This window comes from Algorimicrobium bowmanii (assembly GCF_054031195.1).
Window position 1 is genome coordinate 259,750 of the sequence record NZ_CM132929.1, and the last position, 23,742, is coordinate 283,491.

Below are 23,742 nucleotides of genomic sequence, written 5' to 3' on the forward strand. Positions count from 1 at the left end.
GATATTGCTTTTTCATTTATGATTATTGAACTCTGTTAATAAATACCCATCCTGTGTCTTCTGTTCCGTCATTTTTTTTAATGCTATAGAAGTAAGTTCCATCAGGTAAATCGTTTCCAGAATTAGTTTGTCCGTACCATTGGTTTGTATACACACCTTTAAAGTCGAATACCTTACGGCCATTTCTATTAAAGATTTCTATTTTATTAACACCATAACCGGTAAGGTCAAACGTATCATTCTTACCATTTCCATCTGGAGAAATACCTCTTGGAATCTCTCTACAAGAAGAACGTTCAGCCGTAAACGTTTGTGTTGAAGAACATGCACCCAATGATACTGTTACCAAAAACTGTGCTGGTAAAGTAACGTTGTTGTTTTGCTCCGTATACGTTGTTACATTAAATGTATTTGAGTCATCTCCAACAAAATTTCCATTTGTATCTGTCCATGTATAAGTAACTTCATTAGGATTGTACGAATCATTCTCAGGGCTTGCAGTAAACACATAGTCTACACCATCACACGCACCATCAACAACTACACTAATAGAATCCAGAATAGTAAGGTCGAATATGCTTATACTTCCTTCAATACAGCTAGCTAGATTATCTAAAATCTCATAAGAAACTGTATAATTACCAACACTACTAGCGGCTACATTTATTTCACCTGTTGCTGCGTTAATTGACAAACCTGCTTCTGCAGTGAAGGTTCCTCCTGTAGTAAAGCCTGCTGCTAAATCTGGATAAACATTAGGACTATCAGCACAGTATAAATCGTATGCATAACTAAATTCTGAAACCGTATTGGTAACCGTAACAATTTCAATAGTTGCTGTATAAGATCCTGCTACTGTACACGCATCAGGATTTGCATCATATATATAAGTAACATTGTGTGTTCCTGCTGTACCTGACGTTAAATCAACTTCTCCTGTTGTAGCATCTACTGTTAATGTAGGTGAGCTAAATATTCCACCTGATGTAAAGCCAGAAGCTAAGTTAGGCGTAACCAATTCGCCATTTAATAAACAGTACGCTGTTGTACCATAATCAAACATTGTAACTGGCGTTACTATTTCAGAAATAGTAATACTATAAGTTGATGAACTTGCTTCAACACAAGTTGCTAAATCTTGTAAAATAGCATAGGTAACGGTATAAGTTCCTGCAGTACTTGCTGCTATATTGATTTCTCCAGTTACTGAATCTATTACTAAGCCAGCTTCAGCACTAAATGCACCACCTGTTGTAAAGTTGGTTCCTAAAACCGGTAATTGATTAGCACTATCTGAACAAAATTCATCTTGACTATATGTAAATGATGTTTCAGGAATTAAAGTTTCAACAACTTCTATTGTTGCCGATGTGGTTCCTCCTTCTAAACATGTATCGGCATCTGCTTCAACAGCATAAACTATGGTATGCACACCTACAGAAGCTGTAGTTAAATCTACAACACCCGTTGCGGCATCTACGGTAACAGTTTCTGAACTAAAAGTTCCTCCTGATGTAAAGCCAGCATTTAAAGTTGGAGTTGCTGTATTACCAGACAATAAACAATAAGTACTTGTGCCGTAATCAAACCCTATTACAGGAACAGTTGCCGCTGTAAAGGTCATTGTTGCTGTATAAGTTCCAGCTATTAAACAAGAATCTGCATCGCCATCAAACGTATAAAGTACATCATGAGAACCAGCAGTAGCCGAAGCCATATCAATTTCACCTGTTGCAGCATTAACCGTTAAAGTTGTTGACGAAAACACACCACCTGTAGCAAAACCATCTGCTAGAATAGGCATAGGATTTTCGGTTGCAACTTGACAAACTGTATCGTAACTAAAGTTAAGTTCCGGTGTAATGGCATCATTTACTTCCACTACAATTTCAGCACGTGGACCTTCACATCCATTTTCATCAACGTTTACTACATAATATGATGTAGTTGCCGCTGTAGATGTATCTGGTGTTGGCGCTGTAGTACTTCCTGTACCACCTGTAGCATCAGTATACCATAATAACGTATATGTTCCTGTAGCTGTAGCCGTAAGAGGTTCAGCTGTTGCATTTAAACAGTAATTAACAGGCGTTTCAACCGTTGGCATATCGCCTACACCATTATAGGTAAGCTCTAAAGTGTTTTCACAGTAATTAGATTTCCATGTAAACGTATAAGTTCCTGGTTGCACAAAACCTGTAATAGTTGTTGTATTACTATTAGCATCTGCAAAAACAACCGGACTTGGGTTTGTTTCATCAGCAATCCAAGTACCACTTCCATTAGCTTCTACCGTTGCTATTGCATTATTACAGTCAACTTCAAAAGGTTCCGTTATTATTTCATTATTAGCAACTACCGTAACGGCGTCTAATAAGTTTCCTATTACATTATCACCATAAGCTCTAAAGTAAAAACGTGTTTGGTCTTGACCTTCAGGCACTTCATATTCAGTAGATAATAGACGCCAAGACTGATCACCTACATGATCAATAATTGGCACGAAAGGACCTTCTGGTGGACCTGCAAGTAACTGAATAGCGTTACCAGCCCAACGCGCGTAATGTGCAAAACTGACATCCAATAATGTAGCTCCAGATGTATCAAAATCTCTATAGAAACCTCTAATATCTGTATCTGTAGCACTAACAGGAACTTGTTCTGATCCTAATTGAGGCACTTGACCACCTTCATAAGGAGTAAAACCTGGAGCATTTAAAGACTCCCATAAGAATATATTATCTGAAAGCTCAACATTATCACGCCATCCTGGTACGGTTCTAATCGACACCATGGTTCTAACACCACTTAATATTCCTAAAACAGGTGTTTCAAAACCTCCATTTACAGCCATATTAAAGTCACATAAATCTTCAGGTGTTTTAACACATAAGTTAAACGTGCGAATATTTGGTTCTAAGCTATCTAAAGTTAGGCGTAATTTATAATTATCACCAACAACCAATTCAGAAGAATACATAGCTACCAAGAGATTTTCGTAACTACAAGAAATCTCTTGAAGTGTACCTGACCCATCATCTTTATAAAGAGTCATAACTATTAGAGGGTATTCTGGTTCATTATTAGATTCTCCTCTAAGATCTCCAGAGAAGGTGTTTATTTCAAAAATGTGAATTAGAGATTCCGCTGTAAAATTAAACCAAACATCAGAACCATTAATACCATCGCAACTCATGGCTTCAGGTGAAGCAGTAGCGTTTTTAAATGAAACAACTGTAGCTGACTCATTACAAATTTCGTTAGCATTTATTGGTAAGGTTAAGGCTGTTGAAACATCGTCATTTCTAACAAAAACATACGGTCCAACCCAGTAACTTTCGTTATCTGTTCCACAAATAGCTCTTACAAAATACTCATAAGTTACGGCATTAGAATCTGTAAAATCTGCTGCTGTTGGCGTATACGAGTTTGTAGAAACTATTGTTCCCGATTGAGGAATTGTACCATTACCTAATGGTTGAATAGCTACTTCCCATTCAGATTCGCTACCTCCCGGTGTCCACGTTAATACTGACGTATTACTTGCTGTTAAATCTGTAGGAACTGGACAAGATTGCACACCACAACTAGCATATCCAGAATATACTGTTGTTCTTGGCGTTAATCCAACGTCACTTGTATAAACAAGACCATCGGCATTATTAATTTCAAAATAGTATTCTGAATATTGTGGCGCATAAGTTCCCACTGTGTCAAAATAAAGTGAAAACTCAACACCAGAACATAAAAACACATCAAAAGTTTCTCCTTCATCATCACCTGTAAAAGGAAGAGATTGTGAAACTTGGTTATTTTGAGTAATATCTAAAGTTGTTGAAGCACTAAAGTTACTATATAGCGTAAATGTATACTGACATAAATTATCGAAACTACAACTAGTTAATAACTCATTAGGTCCTGTCCATTCTGTTTCTCCTGTATCACATACAGCACGCACATATACGTCGTATCTTGTAGAAGCTGTTAAGCCAGTAACCGTAAACGGATTTGTTGTTGCATTATATAAATAACTCGGGTCTGTAGCTCCTACTGGAGCAGGTGTACCTTCTGGTTGTACTGATATTTCCCATGGTGAATCTGTACCATTATTTTCCCAAGATACTTGAACCTGTGTATCGGTAATGTTTTCTAAAATTACATTTGTTACTTCTGGACAAGCAGGAACATCTTCAATATTAACATTATCAATTACTAATGTTTGCCCTCTATACACAGTTGTACTTAAAATATAAGGGATACGGAAAGCGATGTTGATATCACCTGAAATACCTGCTGGTAAATTAATAATTTTTACTCGATATTCTGTATTGTTAATTAAAACAGGATCGTCTTCAGAGTCATATAAAACAGTTGTAAATTGATCTAAACCTGTTCCATTTGTAGAAAGTAATACTTGTAAATCTTCTGTAAAGAAACTATCAAATACACGGTAATAATAACGCAGACGTTGATTTTCGGTAACTGTTATAGTTGGAGAGATTAACCAATCCTCATTATTACCATTATGACCGGTAAACATAGCCGCTGCTTGATCCCCTTCATAAGGAAATATACCACTATCTAATTCCCATGTATCTAAATCACCATTTTCATCTAGAACTAACCAACAAGATTCTGATGAAGAATCTGTATTAAATGTTTCGACAAAAGGCGCAGTAAACGCACTACACGTAGTATTAAAGGTAAATGGACCCACCCATTCACTATCGCCATTAGCACAGTTAGACATTACATAGAATTCGTAATTTGTATTTGGAGTTAAACCGGTAGCAGTATAATTATTAGTTGTAACGGACTCGCCTGCCGTACCTGTTGGCATACCCGTACCTTCAGCTTGTACAACTATGTTCCATGACGTTTCTTGATATCCTGCTGTCCATGATAAATCGGCCCCGTTTGGTAAAACAGTATTAACTGTTAAAGCTGAAGGGTTTGGGCATTCTGGAGCATCATCAATACTTACATCATCTATATTTAATATAGAGGCATGTCCAGAAAATTCTGGCGGCACTCTAAAAGCAATATAAACAGGTCCATTTGCTTCAATTATAATTGATTTTTCTATATATCCAGAATTTGTAAATACTTCTAATGGAGATATTACAGAGAAACTTCCTGGGTTTGTATTAGTTGTAGACATTAAAACTTCTAAACCAAAACGTGGAGTTATTAAGTTTCCTAGAGTAAAAACTAATTCGGCTCTATACTTAAACTTCAACTCTTTTACACCATCAATATTAATGGCTGGTGAAACAAGATAATCATTATATGATCCACCAGCAGAAATTTCTGCTATTGTTTCAGAAACAACCCAATTTCCTCTAGAAGTATCCCAACAAAACTTTTGCGTATCTGCATCATCATCATTAAAACTCTCAAAGAAAGGTGCCTCATAAGAAGTACACAATGTTGTAAACGGTACAGGCCCCACCCATTCACTCTGATCTGTAGCATCACAATAGGCACGTACATAATATTCATATCGATTACCTGACTCTAATCCAGTAGCTTGGTAAGGAAAATTAGAAGAAACTAACATTCCGCTACCTGTTGGTATTCCACTATTTAAATCTTGAATAGCCACTTCCCATTGAGATTCATTCTCTCCAGGTGACCACAATAAAAACGCTGAATCGGTTGTTACGTTAGCCACAAATGGGTCTATTGGATCTGGACAAGTAGGCTTGTCTTCAATAACAACATCATCAATAGAAAACCTTAAAGCAGATTCTGTAGAATTAGGCTCAACAATCCAAGCAATATTAACATTTCCAGTAACATCTGGAAGATCTAACATTACTTCTTGAAAATTTGTATTAGTTACTTGTGTTTCTGGTACTACTACCGTAGTAAAATTATCAACACCAACACCGGTAGTAGATAGCCTTACTGTATACGTAGAAATTCCTTGAGTTGTTCTTGTTTTATAACGTAATCTTTTTGGTGTGCCATCAAAATTAATTTGTGGAGACACATAAAAATCATTGTTTTCATAACGAGCGTCTTGTGTACGAACTGTAGCATAACCACCTATAAATGACCAAGTAACACCATCACCATTACCATCAATTGTTGTCCAACATGGCTCTGGATTTACTGTAGTGGCGTTATCAAAACTTGTTTGGTAAGGCGTATTAAATACAGTACACTGCATTGTAAACGTTGTAGGCTGACTCCATATTCCTGGTGTCCCACTACAAACTGCACGCACATATATATCATAAGTAGTTCCAGCTGTTAAACCTGTATTAATTACATTACCTAAATTAGTTGTTGTTTGCACACCTGCTCCTGAAGGTTCACCTGTTCCTGCTATTACAATAGCATATTCCCATGAATCGGCAAAACCACCAACATTATCCCAAGAAAATTCAACACTATTTTCTGTAAGATTATTATAAACAATATCCGCAGGAGGTGCACAAATTGGGCTAGAAATTTCTAATTCAAAGCAAATTCCTGCTCCAGAATTATATTCCGAAGAAACTACAATTATATATGTTTGTCCTGCTTGGACTAACAAATTATCAATAGAAGTTGGTTGATAACCTGTATCAATAGTTAATCCGGCCATACATGACACACCAACATTTTCACAACTATCATAAACAAATAATGAACTTCTTGAGTTATAACAGTTATTAGTAGAATCACCACCACCAAAAGTTGTATGTGTTAATGTTACTAAACCATCTGAAGGCGCCGTATAACTTAAAAATACCTTATCACCTCTTAAATAATTAGTTGTTGATGTCCCTGCAATACAGTTACCCCCTTGAGTTGTATATGTTACATCAGGGTTTACATAATTTGCTAAATTATCACTTAACACATATGGAGTTGTTGAAATATCTGGAACTTCAATTGGCGTCTCACATGATAAACCATATTTTAAAGTTTGAAATGTTATTGGTCCTGTCCATCCGCTATTAGTATCATTCGGACAGATTGCTCTTACATACACATCAAATTCTGTATAAGCATCTAAATTTGTTAATGAAAAACTAGTACCCGATACCGGTATTCCGCTATTTGCTAAAACCCCACCTGTAGGTAAAACTTGTATTTCAAATTCTGTAGCTTCTGGATGCGTCCAACTAACCAAAGCACTATCTACAGTAATATTTTCTACAGTTATGTCTTCTTCCAATATTTCATCGCAACCTTCTAAAAGTGCAAAAGAATCTATAAACCACTCATCACCAGTTGGTGCCGCACCATCTTGAGTATTAACTGCAACAAATGCCACATAAATATCTACCAATCCAGCTGGAATAGATTCAGGAATTTCAATAATTTTCTTTTCGTAAGTTGTTTGAGAGCCAATATTTAAATCAGACTCTGTATACGAAGCTAACACAATATTAAAACCTGTAATATCTGGTTGGGCTCCTGTTGAAATTCGTACTTCGTAAGTTGTTCCATTATCAACTTCGCTACCTTGTTTGGTATAAAAATGTATTTCACCATTTTCAGGAACTACTAATTGAGGTGTTACTAAATAATAATTTGCTGTATTCTGATCGCCAATATTATCATTTGCAGGATTTACAGAAACACCATTTGTGTTTTGATAACCATCTGCATTTGTAGTCCACATTTCAGTTCCAACACCATTTCCAAAAAGTGTCCAAGTAGCCGGAATTCCCGTTTCAAAGTCTTCAGAAATTTGAGCAAATGCAGAATTCGAAAAAACAAAGAATAATGCCGTTGCAACTAGTAAAAAAACATTTGACCCAATAGCTGATTTTACTGGGCTTGATGTTACAGGAATTTGTAACTTATTTCTCATGCTAAAATAATTTCGGTTAATTAATTGAATGTACAATATAAGTATAAGCCTTGTTTAAAAATAGACTTTGTCTTTGTTATTTACCGAAATTTGAAAGACTAAAAAGGTTTTTTACCACTGATTTTCAGTCGAATAAAACTTTTTACGACTTTCTATTTTATTTCGAGATTGGATTTTAGGTTTTGTGTAGTTTCAACCTTTTTTTCCAAGTTTTTGATGGTTTTTCGGTTTTTAACCTCTAGAAGTAAAACGGTTAAAACTAATAAAAACACAACCACAATTATCCATTTTAAACGGTTCTGAAATTGGTCTTTTATTTGAGCTATTTCTTCGTTTGCAGTTTCAAAATTATCCTCAATAGAGTCGCTAACAGAGTTACGTTCTGATATTTTAATAGCTAATTGAGTTTTTAAATATAGGTCATAAAATTTTTGGTATTCCTCCCATTCATTTAAAGCTAAATGGTTTTCAAAAAGTCCTTTATAAATCCCTAAATTAAGAACTAAATCTCCAACTTTCTTAGATGTATCAAGCGCCGTTTCAAGTAAACTTATTGCCTCGCTATAATTGCCCTCTAAAGTATAAACCTCAGCAAGACCTTTTTGAGCAAAAGAAATTAAACTAGCTGCATTATCTAATTTAGCCAAACCTATAGAGCGATTAAAACTATTTTTAGCGTTCCCATATTCAGATAATAAAATATAGCAATTCCCTTTATTATAATACACAATACTAAGATTAGCATTGTGTTTAGAGGTATTCACCATCTCATAAGCGCGAATCCCTTTATCAAAATACTCCAGGGCTATATCACAGTTTAAGTTATCCTTGTAAATGAAACCTTTTACAACATAGCTATTGGCTAAATTTACCTGTACAGAAGTAGAATCTTTAAGTGAAGAGTTCATGGCCATATCTTCAATTTGCTCCATATACTCAATAGATTTATCATAAATCTTAAGTTGTTGGTACAAAATACCTGTACTAAATAAAATTTGAACTTTTAAGGTTTTACTATCTGAATTACCTGCCAAATCGTTGGCCTTAATAATGTACTCTAAAGCTTTTCGGTAATCTCTTTTCGAGGTATACCCTAAAGAAATTAAACGCAGAGCACGAATTTTTAAATGCATAGACACATCTAAAGAATCATAAACTGTTAAACCATACTTTATTGCTAAGTCCGGATTTTCATAGATATCATTGGTACGCACAATAAGCAAACTATCTACCTGCTTCAAATCATTGAGATTATTAGCCAATAGTGAATTCAAACCTATAAAAAGCACGAAAAAACCAAACAAGTATGTGTTTTTAACCCTCATTATGCGTCTGTAGTCTTTTTAAGTTCATCACGCTCTTTCTTCAATAAATTTATAAAAGTTGCTGGAGGCATACCTATTATAGCCTTAAAAACTGTAGCAAAACTACTATGTGAAGAGAAACCGCTTTCCTCTGCAAGAAAGCTAATTTTATAATTCATATAGGTTGGATCGCTTTTTAATTTTTCTATGATATAATTGATACGTAGTTTATTTATAAATGTATTAAAGTTATCGTCATAATGCCTATTAATAATCTCTGATAAATACTTCGTATTAGTCTCAAAATTACCTGCTAATACGGCAAGCGACATATCTTTATATAGAAATTTTTGAGAGGTCTCAAAGCGTTTTAGTTTCTGTAAAATAACTTTTTCGGTTTCTACCGGAATAGTAATGCGTTTAGTTGCTTGTTTCTTAGAAGGTTTCGCTTTTATAAAATTCGTTCGACTAACCTCTAAATAGTTTATAATTTCATGAAGTCGTTTTTTTCGACCTTCACTTTTCAGGATTATTAAAATACCTATTATGAATGCAATTACAGCTACACCTAAAAGGATATAAATGGCATTATTATATTTTTTATGAGCTTGCTCAATTCTAATTTCATTAAAGTTGGAGGTCATATTAAACCCTGTATTAATGGCATTTTGCTCATTAATTTCTACCAAATTGTTTAGAATTAAAAATTCATCATTATAAACTTGATGCTGACTTTTCTGATTGGTACCCAAATAATTTATAGCTAGATCTCTGTTTATCTGCATCTGCAGAATGGGATTGTTTATTATTTCGGAAAACTTTAATGCTATAAAAAAAGATTCCTCACTAGCTTTAAACGCTTTTTGTTGTAAATACAAACCACCTAACTCTTTATAAATTTCTGCTTTTTTATAAAGGTTATTAGATATGGTTTTGTCTAACAAATTCAATGATTTATTCATATAAACAAAAGCCGAATCGAACTTAGATAAATAGCTATAAGCACGTTCTTTTGCTAAATATATTTCTCTTTGCTCTTCTAAATTATTGCTTAAAAAACTATCGAATTCGGTTTCTAATTCATGAATAGCTGCTAATCCTTCTTCACTTTTACGCCTATCAATAAGCATATTAATCTCTTCAAGGTTAATTTGAATTTTTAGACTATCATGAATAGCGGTATTGGAGTATGTTGGTAATAAATCTGATGCTCTTTTTAAATATTTTTTAGACTGGTCATCCAAATACAACTTCCTAAGTACGTCGGCACGAAGCAACTCAACTTCTATCCGTGTTTTAGCTAATAAGTTAGGATTGTTATTTGCAGGGTCAAAAGCATAAGAAACCACCTTTTCATAGTCACCTTTAACCAAATAACTCTTAGCTATAATAATATTTGAAATTAAATTATTGGAAGGATTGGTACTTGTTTTTAATATATGCTCGCCAATTTTAATAGCCTCATCCGGATCAGAATAAACAAGTTCTTTAGCTTTTAAAATTAAATCGTTTTTTTGGGCATGCGCAATGCTTGGTATACACAAGAAAACCAGTAGCACTCCAAAAACAGTATGTTTACATAAATATGTAAAACAGTATGTCATAATAATAACATGAATTTAACCTTAACGTAAATTATAGCTTACTCCACAAATATAAGTTTTATCAGGTAATACCTATCGTATATTAGCTTAAAGGCTTATAAATATCTGTTAAATGTGAATTGCTTAAATATTGCGATATTTATTAAGCTACACGAATATAACCATAAAAATTTGAGGGCTAAATAATTACAATACAATTATTTTAAAACGGATACCCGATTGCAAAATTTAATACAGGCGACTCTACATCAAAATTAAAGCGTTCGCCTTCAGGAAGAGACGGATCATGAAATGGTGCCGCTAAATCCAAACGAATTACAAAACTCTGAATATCTACACGTAAACCAAATCCGGCACCCATACCAAGCTCATCAAGAAAGCTACTACTAAATTTATCGGCACCACCATAAATTGGATTTTCCTTAGAATTCCAAATATTTCCAGCATCAGCAAAAACAGCACCTTTTAAAAACGAAATTATTGGAAAACGGTATTCCAAATTTGCTTCTAGTCGTATATTTCCTGTTTTATCAAAATAATAATCATTAGCAGCTGTATCCAAATCGGAATTATATGTTCCTGGTCCTAACGACCTTATATTAAAAGCACGAACGCTATAGGGACCTCCAGAATAATACTGCTTTACAAACGGAATAACATCGGAATTTCCATAAGCTAAACCATAGCCCCCAAAAAGTCGAGCAGCAATAGTTTGCTCGTTACTAAAGTTAAAATGGTAATGAAAGTCTATATCAGCCTTAGCGTATTGCGCATATTCAAAACCTAAAAATGTTTTTGGGTTCTCAACCCCCTGATCTTTACCAAATAAACCAATTGTGTTCCCTGCAATATCAAAAGTGAAATTAAAATAAATCTGATGTTTCTTTTTAGTATCTACCATTTCATTATAGGTAAATGAATAGTTGAGTCCCGCAATAAACTGCTGTTCAAAACTAGCCTGTAAAAAGGGGTCGGTATCTAAAACCTCATCAAATTCTGTAGTCGTATCATAAAGCTCAGTATAGTTTACAGAAATTGGATTAATTTCGTGTGTTACAAAACGGTTAGCATCCCATAAATATCCAAAAAGCACAGTTCCTGACAGCAGAGTGTACAAGTCGCTCCTGTCTAGATAATCAATACTAAGTGATGTTTTAGTTTTAGGAATTGAGTATTTAAAAAAGTCATTATTAATTTTAATAGGAAATAAAACACGCGGAAAAATCAGCTCATTTTGTAAACCCAATTCGATACTTCTATTCCCTGAATTCTGACCACCACCTAATTGCTTTTCATAGCCTACTTTTGGAGTAATATTAAACGTTTCTCCACCACCAAATAAATTTCTGTTACTTAAGGTGAGCGTTAATGCAGGCCCCGCAAAATTATTAGACTTGGTTACCACCTGTAGCTCTGCCCGTAATGAGCGTTTGTTTAATGGAGACAAGAAAATATCGGCTTCTAAAAGTCCTTGGTTATCTACTCCTACAGAATCTAACTCTTTATATTGAATATTAACATATTTATAAGCACCAATAGTTGCCAGACGTCTAGCTGTATTTTTCGAATCGTCAGGATTGTAATACTGATTTTCTTTAATAACAATAAAAGGATCTAAATACTTAGGCTTGAAAAACGTTTCTTTTTGAATATAGCTTTTCTCGTTATAACGTTCCGGCTGAACAGCAACAGAATCGGCTACCTTATAATTAGGATAAATATTAATTTTTGAAATTTTATAAGGAATTAAACTTTTCTTAGGAACATCGTTTTTCAGCTTTAAAAACAAATCAAAGCTTTTATTATTATATTGATTGGTATCTGTTTCAAAAATTAAAAAGTTATTATTAAAATTAAAGTACCCTTTAGATTTCAGTATTTTATCTATACGATTACGCTCTAATTTTAAAGTATTTAAATCAAATCGCATACCTTTTTCTAATGGCGATTCCGACACAGCTTCTGCCATATTATTATAAATACTAGCAGGCATGGAATCTAGCTTAAACTGAACCATCCTATAAGGTTTTGGAACGGTTACCGTGTAATTTACTGAAGCTTGAGTTTCTGTTTCTTCAAAATCGGATGTTGCACTACTATAGAAAAACCCTCTGTTCTCTAAACGGTTCAGTAGTAATTCTTCAACATCATAAGTCTCAACATCGGATTGATATACAGGCTCTTCACCAATTTGTTTATAAAGCCAACGATTAATAAAACCAGGTTTATCTTTTTGCATTTTGTAATAGTAATATAAACCTAAATGCATCCCTAGAAATTCCGAATTAGGCTTAGGTTTTAAAACGGTTTCTAATTCCGACTTAAGTCTAGATTCCTTTTCTATAATGCTATCCGACTCAATATTAAGAGTTGCTCCAGTATAGAGACGCTCATCTTCAGGTATATGTTTACTTATACTACAGGAATGCAAAACCCCTAGTAGCAAAACATAAATTAATAATGATGTAAACTTAAATTTCAAGTGATTCGGTGTTTTTATTTTAGTCTTTTTTATCTTCAATACTATTATTCGTTGATGCTTCTTTTTTCTTTTGCCTTTCTTCTGCTGCTTTCAAATCGGCTTCTTTTTTAGCTTGTTCTTCCTTTTGCTTTTTAAACAAGGCGTCCCAAAGCTCGGAATACGTATTAAATTCTTGAGTAAATATTAAGGCTATTCCACTTACAACGGTCTGACCATCAATAACATTTTCAAACTCGTTTTTACTGAAGCCTTTCAGACGGTACCTACCATTTTCGGTAAGTAAATACTCGATACTTACATTTCCAATAATAGGCGTTTCTTCTCCAGTGGAGCTACTCCCTTCAATATCTACCTCACTTCCAACTCGCACAATTAAACGATCGTCAAACAGTTTTTTTTGAGCTGCAATATCCAATTGTGTGCGTTGCTGTGGTGAAGTACCTTGATAGTCGGTATAACTATTAATCCCAAAATCTAACTCAAATCCCGTAGTACCTAATATTTTATCGGTAAACATATTTAACTGATCGGCAACAGCGTCATTAAGGTTATCTCGAGCTATGGAAGCTACGCCTCCTGAACTCCCATCGCTGCCTGGATCTGGATAAAACCTATTTAAAACTAATAACGAAAATACTTGACGGTTTAACTCATCTTCCTGATTGTTTAACTGTTGTACGCGTCCATACACCTGACCACTAATAGCGCCTTGCTCTTCTTCAGGCATATCAATATCGAAACTTATTTCTGGCTCCATAAGTTGTCCGTCAATATTTAAGTATACTAGAAACGGTAATACTTGACGGAATTTATCTTTAATTGCTGGGTCTGATCCGGAATAAACAGGAGCCATTAATGAAGACGCTGAAGCCTCTACCTCATAAAGTGCTTTTACATCTAATTTTGCATCAAAAGGATCGCCTGACCACGTTACGCGGCTACCCGGAACAAGGCTAAATTTCCGATTTACTATTTTATATAAATTTAGCTCATAATGCCCCGATAAGACTTCATAAACTCCGGAAAGGCGTACATTTCCATTAGGGTTCATCGTCGCATTAAAATCACCTTCACCAGACACTTTAAAATTATCGCCAGTCTCCTCATCTATTATTAAAGTTACTGTTGCCTCTTTACCAATTTTAACTAGTGCTGAAATATCAAAACCTTTAATAGTTGCTGTTTTTTCATTACTCCGTGTTAATATAGCATCTGGATTTTCTCTATTTACAAAAACAACAACTCCATCTCGTTCTTCAACATTTACTGTAGCAGAAGGCAAAACATAGGTTATATCCGTATCGGATGTCACGGTCATATCCATATCTATTTTTGGTACTAATAAATCGCCAGAAATTTTAGCTGAACCATCAAAGCTAGCTTTTCCATATAGAAAATCATTATCATCTTTTGAAGCATTTAAAACTTGAAAATCTTTGGCTTTAACTTGTAAATTAAAACTAGGATTTACAAAAGTTTCAGTACCAACTTCACCAGATAGTTGGAAGGTATTTTTATTTTCATCTGCTATAGTAAAGGCATTCATGGAAATGCTCTTTTCATTAATAGTTAAAGTTTCATCCGCTAAAGTAAATGCTGAATTAAACATGGCAATTTTAAAATTAGCATCTGTAAAATTTAATTTCCCACGGTATTGCGGACTTGCTGTTGTACCTCTTAATTTAAATTTACCAGAAAAAGCACCACTAGTTTCGGTTATTTCACCTTGTGAAAACCCGGTTAACGCTGTCATATTAAACCGGTTGATAACCAAACTTAAATCTAACTCGGCACCCGTTTTTTTCGCTAAATAGCCTCCTTTTAAATCTAAATCTATTTCACCCTCTTTAAGGCTAGCATTAAAATCATAACTGTTTCCTCCTAATGATTTGGCATTTACAGCTAGACCTCCCAAATCTACCTCCATAATTTGAAACTTAGAGATATCTAAATTAGCTACAATACCGGTGTTCGCAAATGGCTCTTCTAGAATAAAATTACCATTTAAATTTCCTGATGCCAATTTAACATCTGGATTTAAGTAACTTAAAAACTCATTTAATTTAAAGTTTTTAAAATCTACAGCCACATGGTCCTTACTTATATTAGGTAGTTTATCTGTTATCTCAATTGCTTGATTTCCCTTACTAATAAGAAATTCATTAAATGCTATTTTCTTATCATAGATTAGCATTTCGTTATTATCTGGTATGTCCCAAAACGATTTATTTAAAATCAAACTATCCGAATCCACATGAAAACGAAGTTCATCACGCGTTCCTGTAATTTTTCCTAACACCTGAGTAAGGGTTTCATTTTCATGAAATGCCAAAAACCTTAGCGCCAACTCCTTGTTTTCTTGATTTCCTGATATACTGGTTTTTTGAATATTTAAAGGTCCGGCAGTTACCTCATTAAAACCTAACTGAAAATTAAACTTATCCAAATCCGTTTGCATAGTAAACGCCAAACTATCCAACTCTAAATCACTATAATTAATATGTGGAGCTAAAACCTTAGCATCCAGTTTGCGCTCGGCCTCATTATAATCTACTGCAATATCTATGGTATCTAAATCCTTAACATTGACTAAAAAAACCTCGTTTAGAATTGGCGACTGACTAATTTTTCCACGCAGTTTAAGGTTTACTGGTGAAGTAGCTGCCCCACGAACTGAATCTTTATAACCATCTCTATTAAAATAACTTAAAACGTGATGTTTTAAAGAATTTGTCCAAACTTCTGGGTCCGCATTGGATTGCAGACTTAAATTCAACATTTTATTTTGTACAGAAACCGCTGTTGTATCTTTTCGTACATGAGCCGAGGCTTCAAGCCCTCCTAGTAAGTAGCTTTTTTCATCATAGACAAAAATACCATCTGTAACTTGGGTATTTGCATCGAAACTGGTGCTGTTCCCTTTAAAATAAGCTTTTAAATTTAGAGCTGTTTTTAAGTTTCTGTTTACCAACCCAAGCCCTTGTAAATCGGCTCCAATAATATTAATATCTGCATTAATTTCAGGTGAAATAGAATCTAAAACAACATCCGCATATAAATCAGCATTAAGGTTTTCATCCTTGTAATCTGAAGTAATCTGCCCCTCACCATCTTTAATATTTCCTGTTAATTTTAAATCTTTAACATCGTAATTATTATAGGTGAAGTTAGAAACTACCGCATCCATTGAGGCATTTAAATCATTAATATTATTACCTTCTCCCGATGCTGAAATTTTCAAATTTAAATTGCCTAACTGTTCGTTATTAAGTAATTCATTTAACTTGTAATCATCAACAGAAACATCTGCATTAAAAGCCAAACGCGTATCGTTTTTATAATCACCATTTATAGTAGCGTCTCCTTGAGATGTATTTAAAGAAGCATTGGCAACCATATCTTGTAAGTTCCCTTTTGCAACTCCTGTAAGTGATAATGTTTCAGGAAGTTGTACGCCTAAACTGTCTTCCTGAACAAAAAGTACAAGATCCGAACGAGTTGTAACCGCTGAAAACATTGGAATATTAAATGATAATGTATCTGGTTTTGTTATATTTTGAATTCGACCATTTGTTTTAAATTGAGTTTCATTCCAGTCAACTTCCATTTTTGAAATTGAAATATCAGAAACGAAACCATCCGCTTTTAATAAGCCGGTAATTCGGTTTTGACTTAAAATATTTAGGTAATCGTTTTCCTTTAAATCGGGCTGAAATAAAAATAAGTCGGCAAGGGATAGCTTAAAACTCGGTAAGTTTAAAGCAACTTTAGATTGATCTGGTGTATTAAAAAACTGAACTAACGAAGTATAATTAACCTGTAAATTGCCCTCAATATGATTGTTATTTACAGCAACTAATAAACTTGATAAATTAAGACGTTTATCCGTGAGGTCTAATTTGAATTTTAAATTTTTTAAGTGAACACCTGATTCCTCATTTAAAGACGCTTGATTAACAAGTAAGGTGGCTACCTCATCTTTTAGTATGATATTTTCAGCCTGAAAAGTTAAGGCACTTAAATTAATAGCATTTGGGTTAAAATATCCTTTTTTAGCTTTTTGGTTATTTACAGTATACGAAAAGCGATTATCTTCTAGCGCTACTTGTTTTATATCCAAACCTATAGCAGGCCATTGAAATTCAGTTTCAGATTTAGCAGTATTAGAATTTGTATTTTGACTTTCTGTTTTAATGGCTATATCAGAACCTTTCAGGCGAAATTCATCAACTTCATAAAGCTGATTTGATAAATCTATCTTAGGAATTTTGGCAAAGAACTCGTTCACAAAAACTTTTGCCGCTAATTTACCAGCATCACTTTTATAATCAGCATACACATTGGTTAACTCTAAATTATCAACAGTAAATAGTGGACTTTTAGCACTTTCTGAATCTGCTGTTTCTGGAACAGGTGTCTGATAAAAAGTTATTCGGCTATCAGATAATTCTAAATTGGAAGCTTGAAAATTCAAATTTTCTAAATCTGTTTTATCCATATTGGCATGAAGTTTACCAATTTTATAGCGACTATCAATTCCGGTAACTGCGTCATTATAAACCACATCAAAATCTTGAAATTGGAGGTTGCCTAAAATTAAATTTAGCGGTGCCGTTGTAGTATCTGTTTCAACTTGAGTAGAATCTTCAGATGCAAAAGCATCTATTATAAACTGAAAATTAAAACCAGTAATAGAATCTTTTCGAGTAATATTTGCACGAACACCCTCCCATTCTAAACCATCAACACCTATACCGCTACCTTGAATTAAAGCCCACAATGGAACGTTGGCTTCTAATTTTTTCGAATAGATTAATGTATCACCTTTAGGATCTTCTAGATAAAGCTCTTTTAATAGAATATCTCCGTCAAAAGTTATAAAAAGCTTTTCTACAGCTACCTTAGTTTGAGTTTTATTGGAAAGGTAAGAAACTGCTTTGGTAACAATAATATCTTGCCCCCAGGGGCTTCTAATAAAAAGGAGCACTAAAAATAAAAGCAAGAGTAAGCCTAAAACAATCTTTCCGATTATTTTAAGAACTTTAAACGGCCACTTTTTCTTAGAATTTGGCGGTTTTATATCTTTGTTTTCAGACTTTTTCAAGCAATAATTTTAAATACAAATTTATTATATTAATTACAGAGAATGTACTTTAAAGCATTTATTAATACCTCCAAAACATTAGGTTGCAATGAAATTTAACTAAAATTCTACTTATTAGCACTATTTTATCTATTATTGATAAAACTTAGGAAGTAAACAAACTCTGATAAAACAGTATATTATGCCAAAACCAAAAGGCCAAAAAAACACCAAAAACAAGGCCAAACACACCAAGTTACTGAACAGAAAAATAAACAAAAAGAAAGCAGAAGAAGCCCTTAGAAAAGAACGCCTAAAAGCGGTAATGGCTAAATCTAAAGAACAGTAAAAATAAAAGCTCCGTAATTTCTTACGAAGCTTTTAACACAAAACAGGAATCAAAATCAGTGATTTTGAACCAAACTATTAGTTTAAATATTCTGAAACAGCATCTACACGTTCAACAACATGTGAATTTAACTCGTTTACAGCTGCCTGAAAATCGGCACTAGAAGTTAAAAAACTATATCCTGAAACTTCTGTTGTTGCATAAGGCTGAACTAAAGACGCATAACTAGCGTATAGTGCTTGCATATTACTAACACTAAAAGCATCGTTTACAACTTCTTGCACATAGGTATCATACTGAGATTTATATACAGTATCCTGATATAAATATCCTATTAACGGCCAAGCTTCGGTATCTAAATTAGAAAAATCTAAAGGTAAGGCACCTTCTAGTTTACCAAACTGTAGCGCCTCGTTATTATCCCAAGGAATCCAATTTAATTTTCCAGTATCTGGGTTATTATACAGATAGTAATTATGTGTCATTCTACCATAAGTATCCCAATTTTGAACGACTGTATTTACAGCTAGATATTTTAAGAAAACATCGGTATCCAAAGTACTTTCTAAACTAGTTCTCCATGCCTCCGGATTGGTCGTTCTAGATTCGTCATGTAAAATAGACAACAAGGATTGTACATCAGAAAAATCGGCTTCATCTTCATTCGTTTTTTTCACATACTCTTCGGTATTAAATGTCCCTAATGCAAAGCTTGCCGCGTCACCATCAGGTTTATATAAGTTACCATCGTTATCTGCATATTGCGTATCTAAAACAGTATCATCTACTTCCTCAACCATAGTATATAATCCAAAGTATTGTGGTCCATCACCATGATCTATATAAACCGTATAAAATGCTGTATGCGATGCTACTAAACCGGCATTTCTAAAGACATCGGTAGCTACTTTTTCACGTAACATAGATTGATCGTCAAAATTATTTTTAAGACTTAATTTTTTAAATCCATAAAAACGTTGATTATCTATTTGTGGGTAATCATCTTCATACTCATCAAAATCAAGTTTAAGAGATAGTTTTAAAATACCACTTTGCCAACTTGTTTGTAAACTTGAGTTTCCTTTAAAACGAACCCCAACGCGATACCACTCAATTCCTTCATAAAATACTTCTGCAGGCACAAAAATAGGATCTTCATCAACATCTGTTGTATTTCCTGAATCAATAGGGCCTCCTGGACCTCCCTGCCCTGGTCCTCCAGTGTTTGAACCTCCAAACGGACCGTATAGCTCTGTCATATTATCTAGCATACTTTGCCAACGTTCTTCAGTAATAACAATATCTAAGCGTTTTACTGTATTATCTTCAAAAACTTCATCAAAGTTAGGATCGGCATCTTTACTATGAGTTGCCGTTGTCCAATCGGTAGCTTCAAAATCACTATCGTCCGCTACTGATTCTTCGTTAGCACTAGACGTACTATCACTAAAATCGTCATCACTACAAGCATGGAATGTTAGTAAAGTAGACCCGAATACTAATGTTACCAATAAAAATTGGATGTTTTGTTTTATTCTACGCATCTGTTTAGGGTTTTAATATTAATAATTTGTTTAATTATCCTTCTGTTTTTAAGGTTTTAATATCAGCAATCAACTGATTTACGGCTGTTTTATTTAAGCCATTATAAATACCACGAATATGTTTGTTTTTATCTACCAAGACGAAATTCTCTGTATGAAGAAAATCATCATCTGTTTTAAATTCGCCTAAATCTTCTTCAACGAAATACGTATTTCTACCTAAATTATATATTTCGCTTCGCGATCCTGTTACTAAATGCCACTTATTAGAATCAACACCTTTTTCCTTGGCATATGTTTTTAAAACAGGTACCGAATCGGTTACCGGCGTTACCGAATGAGACAACAATAAAACTTCAGAATCGTCTTTAAAAGCCTCCTGCAACACCGCCATATTTGCAGTCATTTTAGGGCAAATTCCAGGGCAACTTGTAAAGAAAAAATCGGTTACATATATTTTTTCATTAAAAGTTTGCTCCGTTATAGTTTCGCCATTCTGATTGGTTAAACTAAAACTAGGTACTTTATGAAAAGTAGTTAATGCGTCACTATTATTTTCCAACCAATTTGGGGTAAAACTGGCGTCGTTATAAAAAGGCAAAGCACTTACACGACTTGTTACTTCTGTACGCTCTTTACATGAAACCATAACCATGGCTATAAATAAAAGGCGACTAATTTTTTTGATACTGTATAATTTCTTCATCCAATTCATAACATAGATTTGCGCGTTTCAAACCAAAAATACGACCATTTTTAGCTTCATAATTATTATAAATTTTTCCGTTTTCACGCCAAGCTTTTTGCATACCCGACTCTTTACCTTTTATTAGGTTAATCTCTTTAAATTTGGCACCAGACTGATACCATTGTTTTTGAGTTCCGTTAGCAACACCGTTTTCATACTGTGCTTCTGAACGCATATTACCATTACTCCACCAAGTTCTAGTGGTTCCATTTCGTAAACCATTTTTATAATTGGACTCGAAACTTAAAACACCCGTTTCGAACCATTTTTTATAAACACCATGCTTAACACCATTTTCATAAACAATTTGCTCTGCTAGTTTCGAGTTACTATAATATTGCTCTGAAATTCCAGAAAATGGTTGATTATTATAGTAGTACTTACCTAAATTAGAATTTAATTCCAAGGCCTTTTTATTTACAACCGTTATAGTACTAGCTGCTGTATTACCTAGTGATTCACCCTGTTTATTTGTATTACAGGATGAAAAACTTAGCAATAGAAAACTAACTAAAAGCTTATTGAATAGCATTTGGTGTCCCTTGATAATCCCCCGGGAATAAAATATAAAACTGATTAAGGAATAGTTCATTTTGAATATGGTAATGATATTCGGCAGTTGTTGCATATTGTGTTGTACTAGTGTGCCCTCCTGAAGCATCTAAATCGTCAGGATAAGTTCCTGTAGCGTGACATTTTCTACCGTAAAGAAAAAAGCCGTCCGCTATTACACCTATTAAGTTTTCATCATCATCAGACCATGCTTTAGGCTCTAAATGGTAATGATAACTTTGTGGCCCTGTATGTGCAGCTGTATAATCTAAAGATCCAACAGCACTATCTAAAGGATCATTAGGCCCTTCTTGATCGTTATAAATAACAGCACCACTAATTGCTATACCTATAGCACCCAAACCTGTAGCTGTAGAATTCGAAGCTAGTTGTGGGTTTGCTGGTACTGTAAGTGTGAACGACCCGTTAAAATCGTCAATATTACCTGGCGCCATATGCTCGAAAGTTGTAACTGTTGGCTCTACAAACAACGGATGATCTTCAGAAGCAGCAGGCGTTATTAATGTATTCCCCATAGGATCTACAGCAACACGTTCGGTTGTATTAGACCAGTAAGGGGAGGTGTGATTCGCCATACCATTTGTTTCAATTGATACACTAGAACCGTTTAGTATAATATCGGTATTATCAGCATCAAAAACGGCATAGGCAGGGTGAAGTGTTACTTCGGTATCTGTATCACCTGAATCGGTACTACTCGACCCACCCGTTGAGGTATCATCATTTTCAGAGCAAGCCAATCCTATGGCTGCAAAACTGAAAGCGGCTATTAATAGTTTAAATGGTGTTTTCATATCTTCTAATTTTTTGAGTTATATACTTTAGAGTCTAGATTTAGTAAAAACTTGCGCTCTCTTCATATTTTTTAAAGAGCTCTTTTTTATTTGTTACTTTTTTATGTTGACACATTAATATTAAAGCTCCACAATTGCTCGTAGAGCTTTAAAAAACTAACCAATCAAATAATAATATCTTTATTTTTCAGGGTACTAATCGCGCTTTTTAGGTTTCGGCGCATTTTTTAATTCTTCTTCGGTTATGTAGCCATCTTCATCAGTATCAATGTCCGAAAAGTGATTTTTTAAATTGCCAGAAATTTCATCTTTAGCAAGTTTACCATCTTCGTTAGCATCCATTTTCTCCAACAACTCACTGAATGTTGGTGGTTTCTTTTGATCTCTTCCTTTTTGCTGTTGTGCAAATGTTAAATTAGTAACTAGGAATAATCCAAAAACTAATAATGCGGCACTTAAATTGTTAGGTTTCATAAGCTGTATATTTTATTGTTATGTAGTTTTAGATGTGATTCTTGCTTTAAACTTGTGCTGCTTTTTGTTAAAAAAAAGCCCAAAAAAAAAGACCTCTATTTTTTAGAGGTCTTTTCTTCTTTTGTTTTTAATTAATTTCTTGGTGGCGGCCTTTGTCCTTCTGGCGGTGGCCTTTGCCCTTCAGGGTTATTATTAATATCATTTCGTAATGCTTGTTTTATAATAGCCTCAAACTTATTCCGCTGTTTTTCGGTACATATTTCACGAATACTTTTAAGGTGATAAAAAACTTCTATCTCTCGTTTTTTTTGATTTTCGCCAATTAAACTTGTTAACGAATCAACAGTACTGCGTTCTAAACTGACGTTCGATAATTCAATAAACAAATTGTCTTTTAAACCTTTTAACTCGTCATTAATATGTTTCATGCTTAGGTGATGCTCCTCATTAACCTGTTTCATTTGCTCCAATTGATTGCCATCAAAATCTAATTGTTTCGCTATAAAACTTAATGGGTCTTGCTTCCCCTTTTCTCTATTATTTACATGTGGTCCCATGAAATTATAAAGAAAAAAGCCATTTGCAACCACAAGGAAAATAAGTAAGATGTATAAAATAGTATTCTGTTTCATAACTAATTTAAAATTGATGTTTGTGTACTTGTTGATAATCCATAAGTTTCTGCAAACTCTGATACATTCTCATTATAAGTTGATTTATTTATACTAGAAAAAGCAAAGATGTTAAGCACAACAAGGCAAACTAATGTTGCTAATTGTAATTTAGGAGTAAACCAACCCCAAGCAGTTTGTTTTACTTCTTTCTCAGCAAATAAGCGCTGCATAGCCCTATCCTTAAAGAAAGGTGATGCTTGAACCGATTCTATGCGATCTGCCACATTAATTGTAGCTTCTGTTTTTAATTTAATATTTCTATCTGTTTCCATACTATACCTTTAGATGTGAAAATTTTAA

Annotated in this window: 13 protein-coding genes; 1 reads left to right on the forward strand and 12 read right to left on the reverse strand. The window is 34.0% G+C overall.

All coding sequences use genetic code 11. From position 1 onward, the window contains the following. Positions 1-22: 22 nt before the first annotated feature. From ACW5R3_RS01165 to ACW5R3_RS01185, 5 genes are all read right to left on the reverse strand, one after another. On the reverse strand, positions 23-7,813 hold the full coding sequence (locus ACW5R3_RS01165) for a choice-of-anchor J domain-containing protein (protein ID WP_456577793.1): 7,791 nt from the start codon (positions 7,811-7,813) through the stop codon (positions 23-25). A gap of 152 nt (positions 7,814-7,965) precedes the next feature. Beyond that, positions 7,966-9,054 (reverse strand): tetratricopeptide repeat protein, encoded by a 1,089-nt coding sequence (locus ACW5R3_RS01170; protein WP_456577794.1) that lies wholly within the window; start codon positions 9,052-9,054, stop codon positions 7,966-7,968. An 83-nt stretch (positions 9,055-9,137) separates the two neighbouring features. Next, positions 9,138-10,721 carry a helix-turn-helix domain-containing protein gene (locus tag ACW5R3_RS01175; RefSeq protein WP_456577795.1) on the reverse strand — a complete coding sequence of 528 codons (1,584 nt, stop codon included), beginning with the start codon at positions 10,719-10,721 and terminating at the stop codon, positions 9,138-9,140. Positions 10,722-10,923: 202 nt separating this feature from the next. Beyond that, positions 10,924-13,203: a translocation and assembly module lipoprotein TamL gene (gene tamL / locus ACW5R3_RS01180; RefSeq protein WP_456577796.1), complete on the reverse strand. Its 2,280-nt coding sequence runs from the start codon at positions 13,201-13,203 to the stop codon at positions 10,924-10,926. A gap of 19 nt (positions 13,204-13,222) precedes the next feature. Further along, positions 13,223-18,307 carry a translocation/assembly module TamB domain-containing protein gene (locus ACW5R3_RS01185; protein WP_456577797.1) on the reverse strand — a complete coding sequence of 1,695 codons (5,085 nt, stop codon included), beginning with the start codon at positions 18,305-18,307 and terminating at the stop codon, positions 13,223-13,225. A gap of 181 nt (positions 18,308-18,488) precedes the next feature. Here ACW5R3_RS01185 and ACW5R3_RS01190 point away from each other — a divergent pair, with 181 nt between their 5' ends. After that, a complete protein-coding gene (locus ACW5R3_RS01190; RefSeq protein WP_456577798.1) occupies positions 18,489-18,635 on the forward strand; it encodes a hypothetical protein in 147 nt (48 codons plus the stop codon). Between the two features lie 77 nt (positions 18,636-18,712). Here the strand turns inward: ACW5R3_RS01190 and ACW5R3_RS01195 are convergent, their stop codons facing one another. The 7 genes from ACW5R3_RS01195 to ACW5R3_RS01225 form a co-directional block, all read right to left on the reverse strand. Further along, positions 18,713-20,179 carry a CotH kinase family protein gene (locus ACW5R3_RS01195; protein ID WP_456577799.1) on the reverse strand — a complete coding sequence of 489 codons (1,467 nt, stop codon included), beginning with the start codon at positions 20,177-20,179 and terminating at the stop codon, positions 18,713-18,715. 34 nt (positions 20,180-20,213) lie between these two features. After that, positions 20,214-20,885 (reverse strand): SCO family protein, encoded by a 672-nt coding sequence (locus ACW5R3_RS01200; RefSeq protein ID WP_456577800.1) that lies wholly within the window; start codon positions 20,883-20,885, stop codon positions 20,214-20,216. After that, positions 20,854-21,333 carry a toxin-antitoxin system YwqK family antitoxin gene (locus ACW5R3_RS01205; protein ID WP_456577801.1) on the reverse strand — a complete coding sequence of 160 codons (480 nt, stop codon included), beginning with the start codon at positions 21,331-21,333 and terminating at the stop codon, positions 20,854-20,856. The genes ACW5R3_RS01200 and ACW5R3_RS01205 overlap by 32 nt, the downstream gene beginning before the upstream one ends. 112 nt (positions 21,334-21,445) lie before the next feature. Beyond that, the gene (locus tag ACW5R3_RS01210) at positions 21,446-22,294 is read right to left on the reverse strand and encodes a YHYH protein (RefSeq protein WP_456577802.1); all 849 of its coding nucleotides are present in this window, start codon (positions 22,292-22,294) and stop codon (positions 21,446-21,448) included. A 195-nt stretch (positions 22,295-22,489) separates the two neighbouring features. Beyond that, the gene (locus tag ACW5R3_RS01215; RefSeq protein ID WP_456577803.1) at positions 22,490-22,768 is read right to left on the reverse strand and encodes an EF-hand domain-containing protein; all 279 of its coding nucleotides are present in this window, start codon (positions 22,766-22,768) and stop codon (positions 22,490-22,492) included. Positions 22,769-22,899: 131 nt separating this feature from the next. Beyond that, a complete protein-coding gene (locus ACW5R3_RS01220) occupies positions 22,900-23,400 on the reverse strand; it encodes a hypothetical protein (RefSeq protein ID WP_456577804.1) in 501 nt (166 codons plus the stop codon). A 2-nt stretch (positions 23,401-23,402) separates the two neighbouring features. Continuing rightward, positions 23,403-23,714: a hypothetical protein gene (locus tag ACW5R3_RS01225; RefSeq protein WP_456577805.1), complete on the reverse strand. Its 312-nt coding sequence runs from the start codon at positions 23,712-23,714 to the stop codon at positions 23,403-23,405. Positions 23,715-23,742 lie beyond the last annotated feature (28 nt).

What these genes read in the sequence shown, in the direction of transcription:
- ACW5R3_RS01165 (WP_456577793.1), bottom strand. Translation starts at nt 7,813, where the DNA reads ATGAGAAATAAGTTACAAATTCCTGTAACATCAAGCCCAGTAAAATCA.
- ACW5R3_RS01175 (WP_456577795.1), bottom strand. Translation starts at nt 10,721, where the DNA reads ATGACATACTGTTTTACATATTTATGTAAACATACTGTTTTTGGAGTG.
- ACW5R3_RS01190 (WP_456577798.1), top strand. Translation starts at nt 18,489, where the DNA reads ATGCCAAAACCAAAAGGCCAAAAAAACACCAAAAACAAGGCCAAACAC.
- ACW5R3_RS01195 (WP_456577799.1), bottom strand. Translation starts at nt 20,179, where the DNA reads ATGCGTAGAATAAAACAAAACATCCAATTTTTATTGGTAACATTAGTA.
- ACW5R3_RS01200 (WP_456577800.1), bottom strand. Translation starts at nt 20,885, where the DNA reads ATGAAGAAATTATACAGTATCAAAAAAATTAGTCGCCTTTTATTTATA.
- ACW5R3_RS01210 (WP_456577802.1), bottom strand. Translation starts at nt 22,294, where the DNA reads ATGAAAACACCATTTAAACTATTAATAGCCGCTTTCAGTTTTGCAGCC.
- ACW5R3_RS01215 (WP_456577803.1), bottom strand. Translation starts at nt 22,768, where the DNA reads ATGAAACCTAACAATTTAAGTGCCGCATTATTAGTTTTTGGATTATTC.
- ACW5R3_RS01220 (WP_456577804.1), bottom strand. Translation starts at nt 23,400, where the DNA reads ATGAAACAGAATACTATTTTATACATCTTACTTATTTTCCTTGTGGTT.
- ACW5R3_RS01225 (WP_456577805.1), bottom strand. Translation starts at nt 23,714, where the DNA reads ATGGAAACAGATAGAAATATTAAATTAAAAACAGAAGCTACAATTAAT.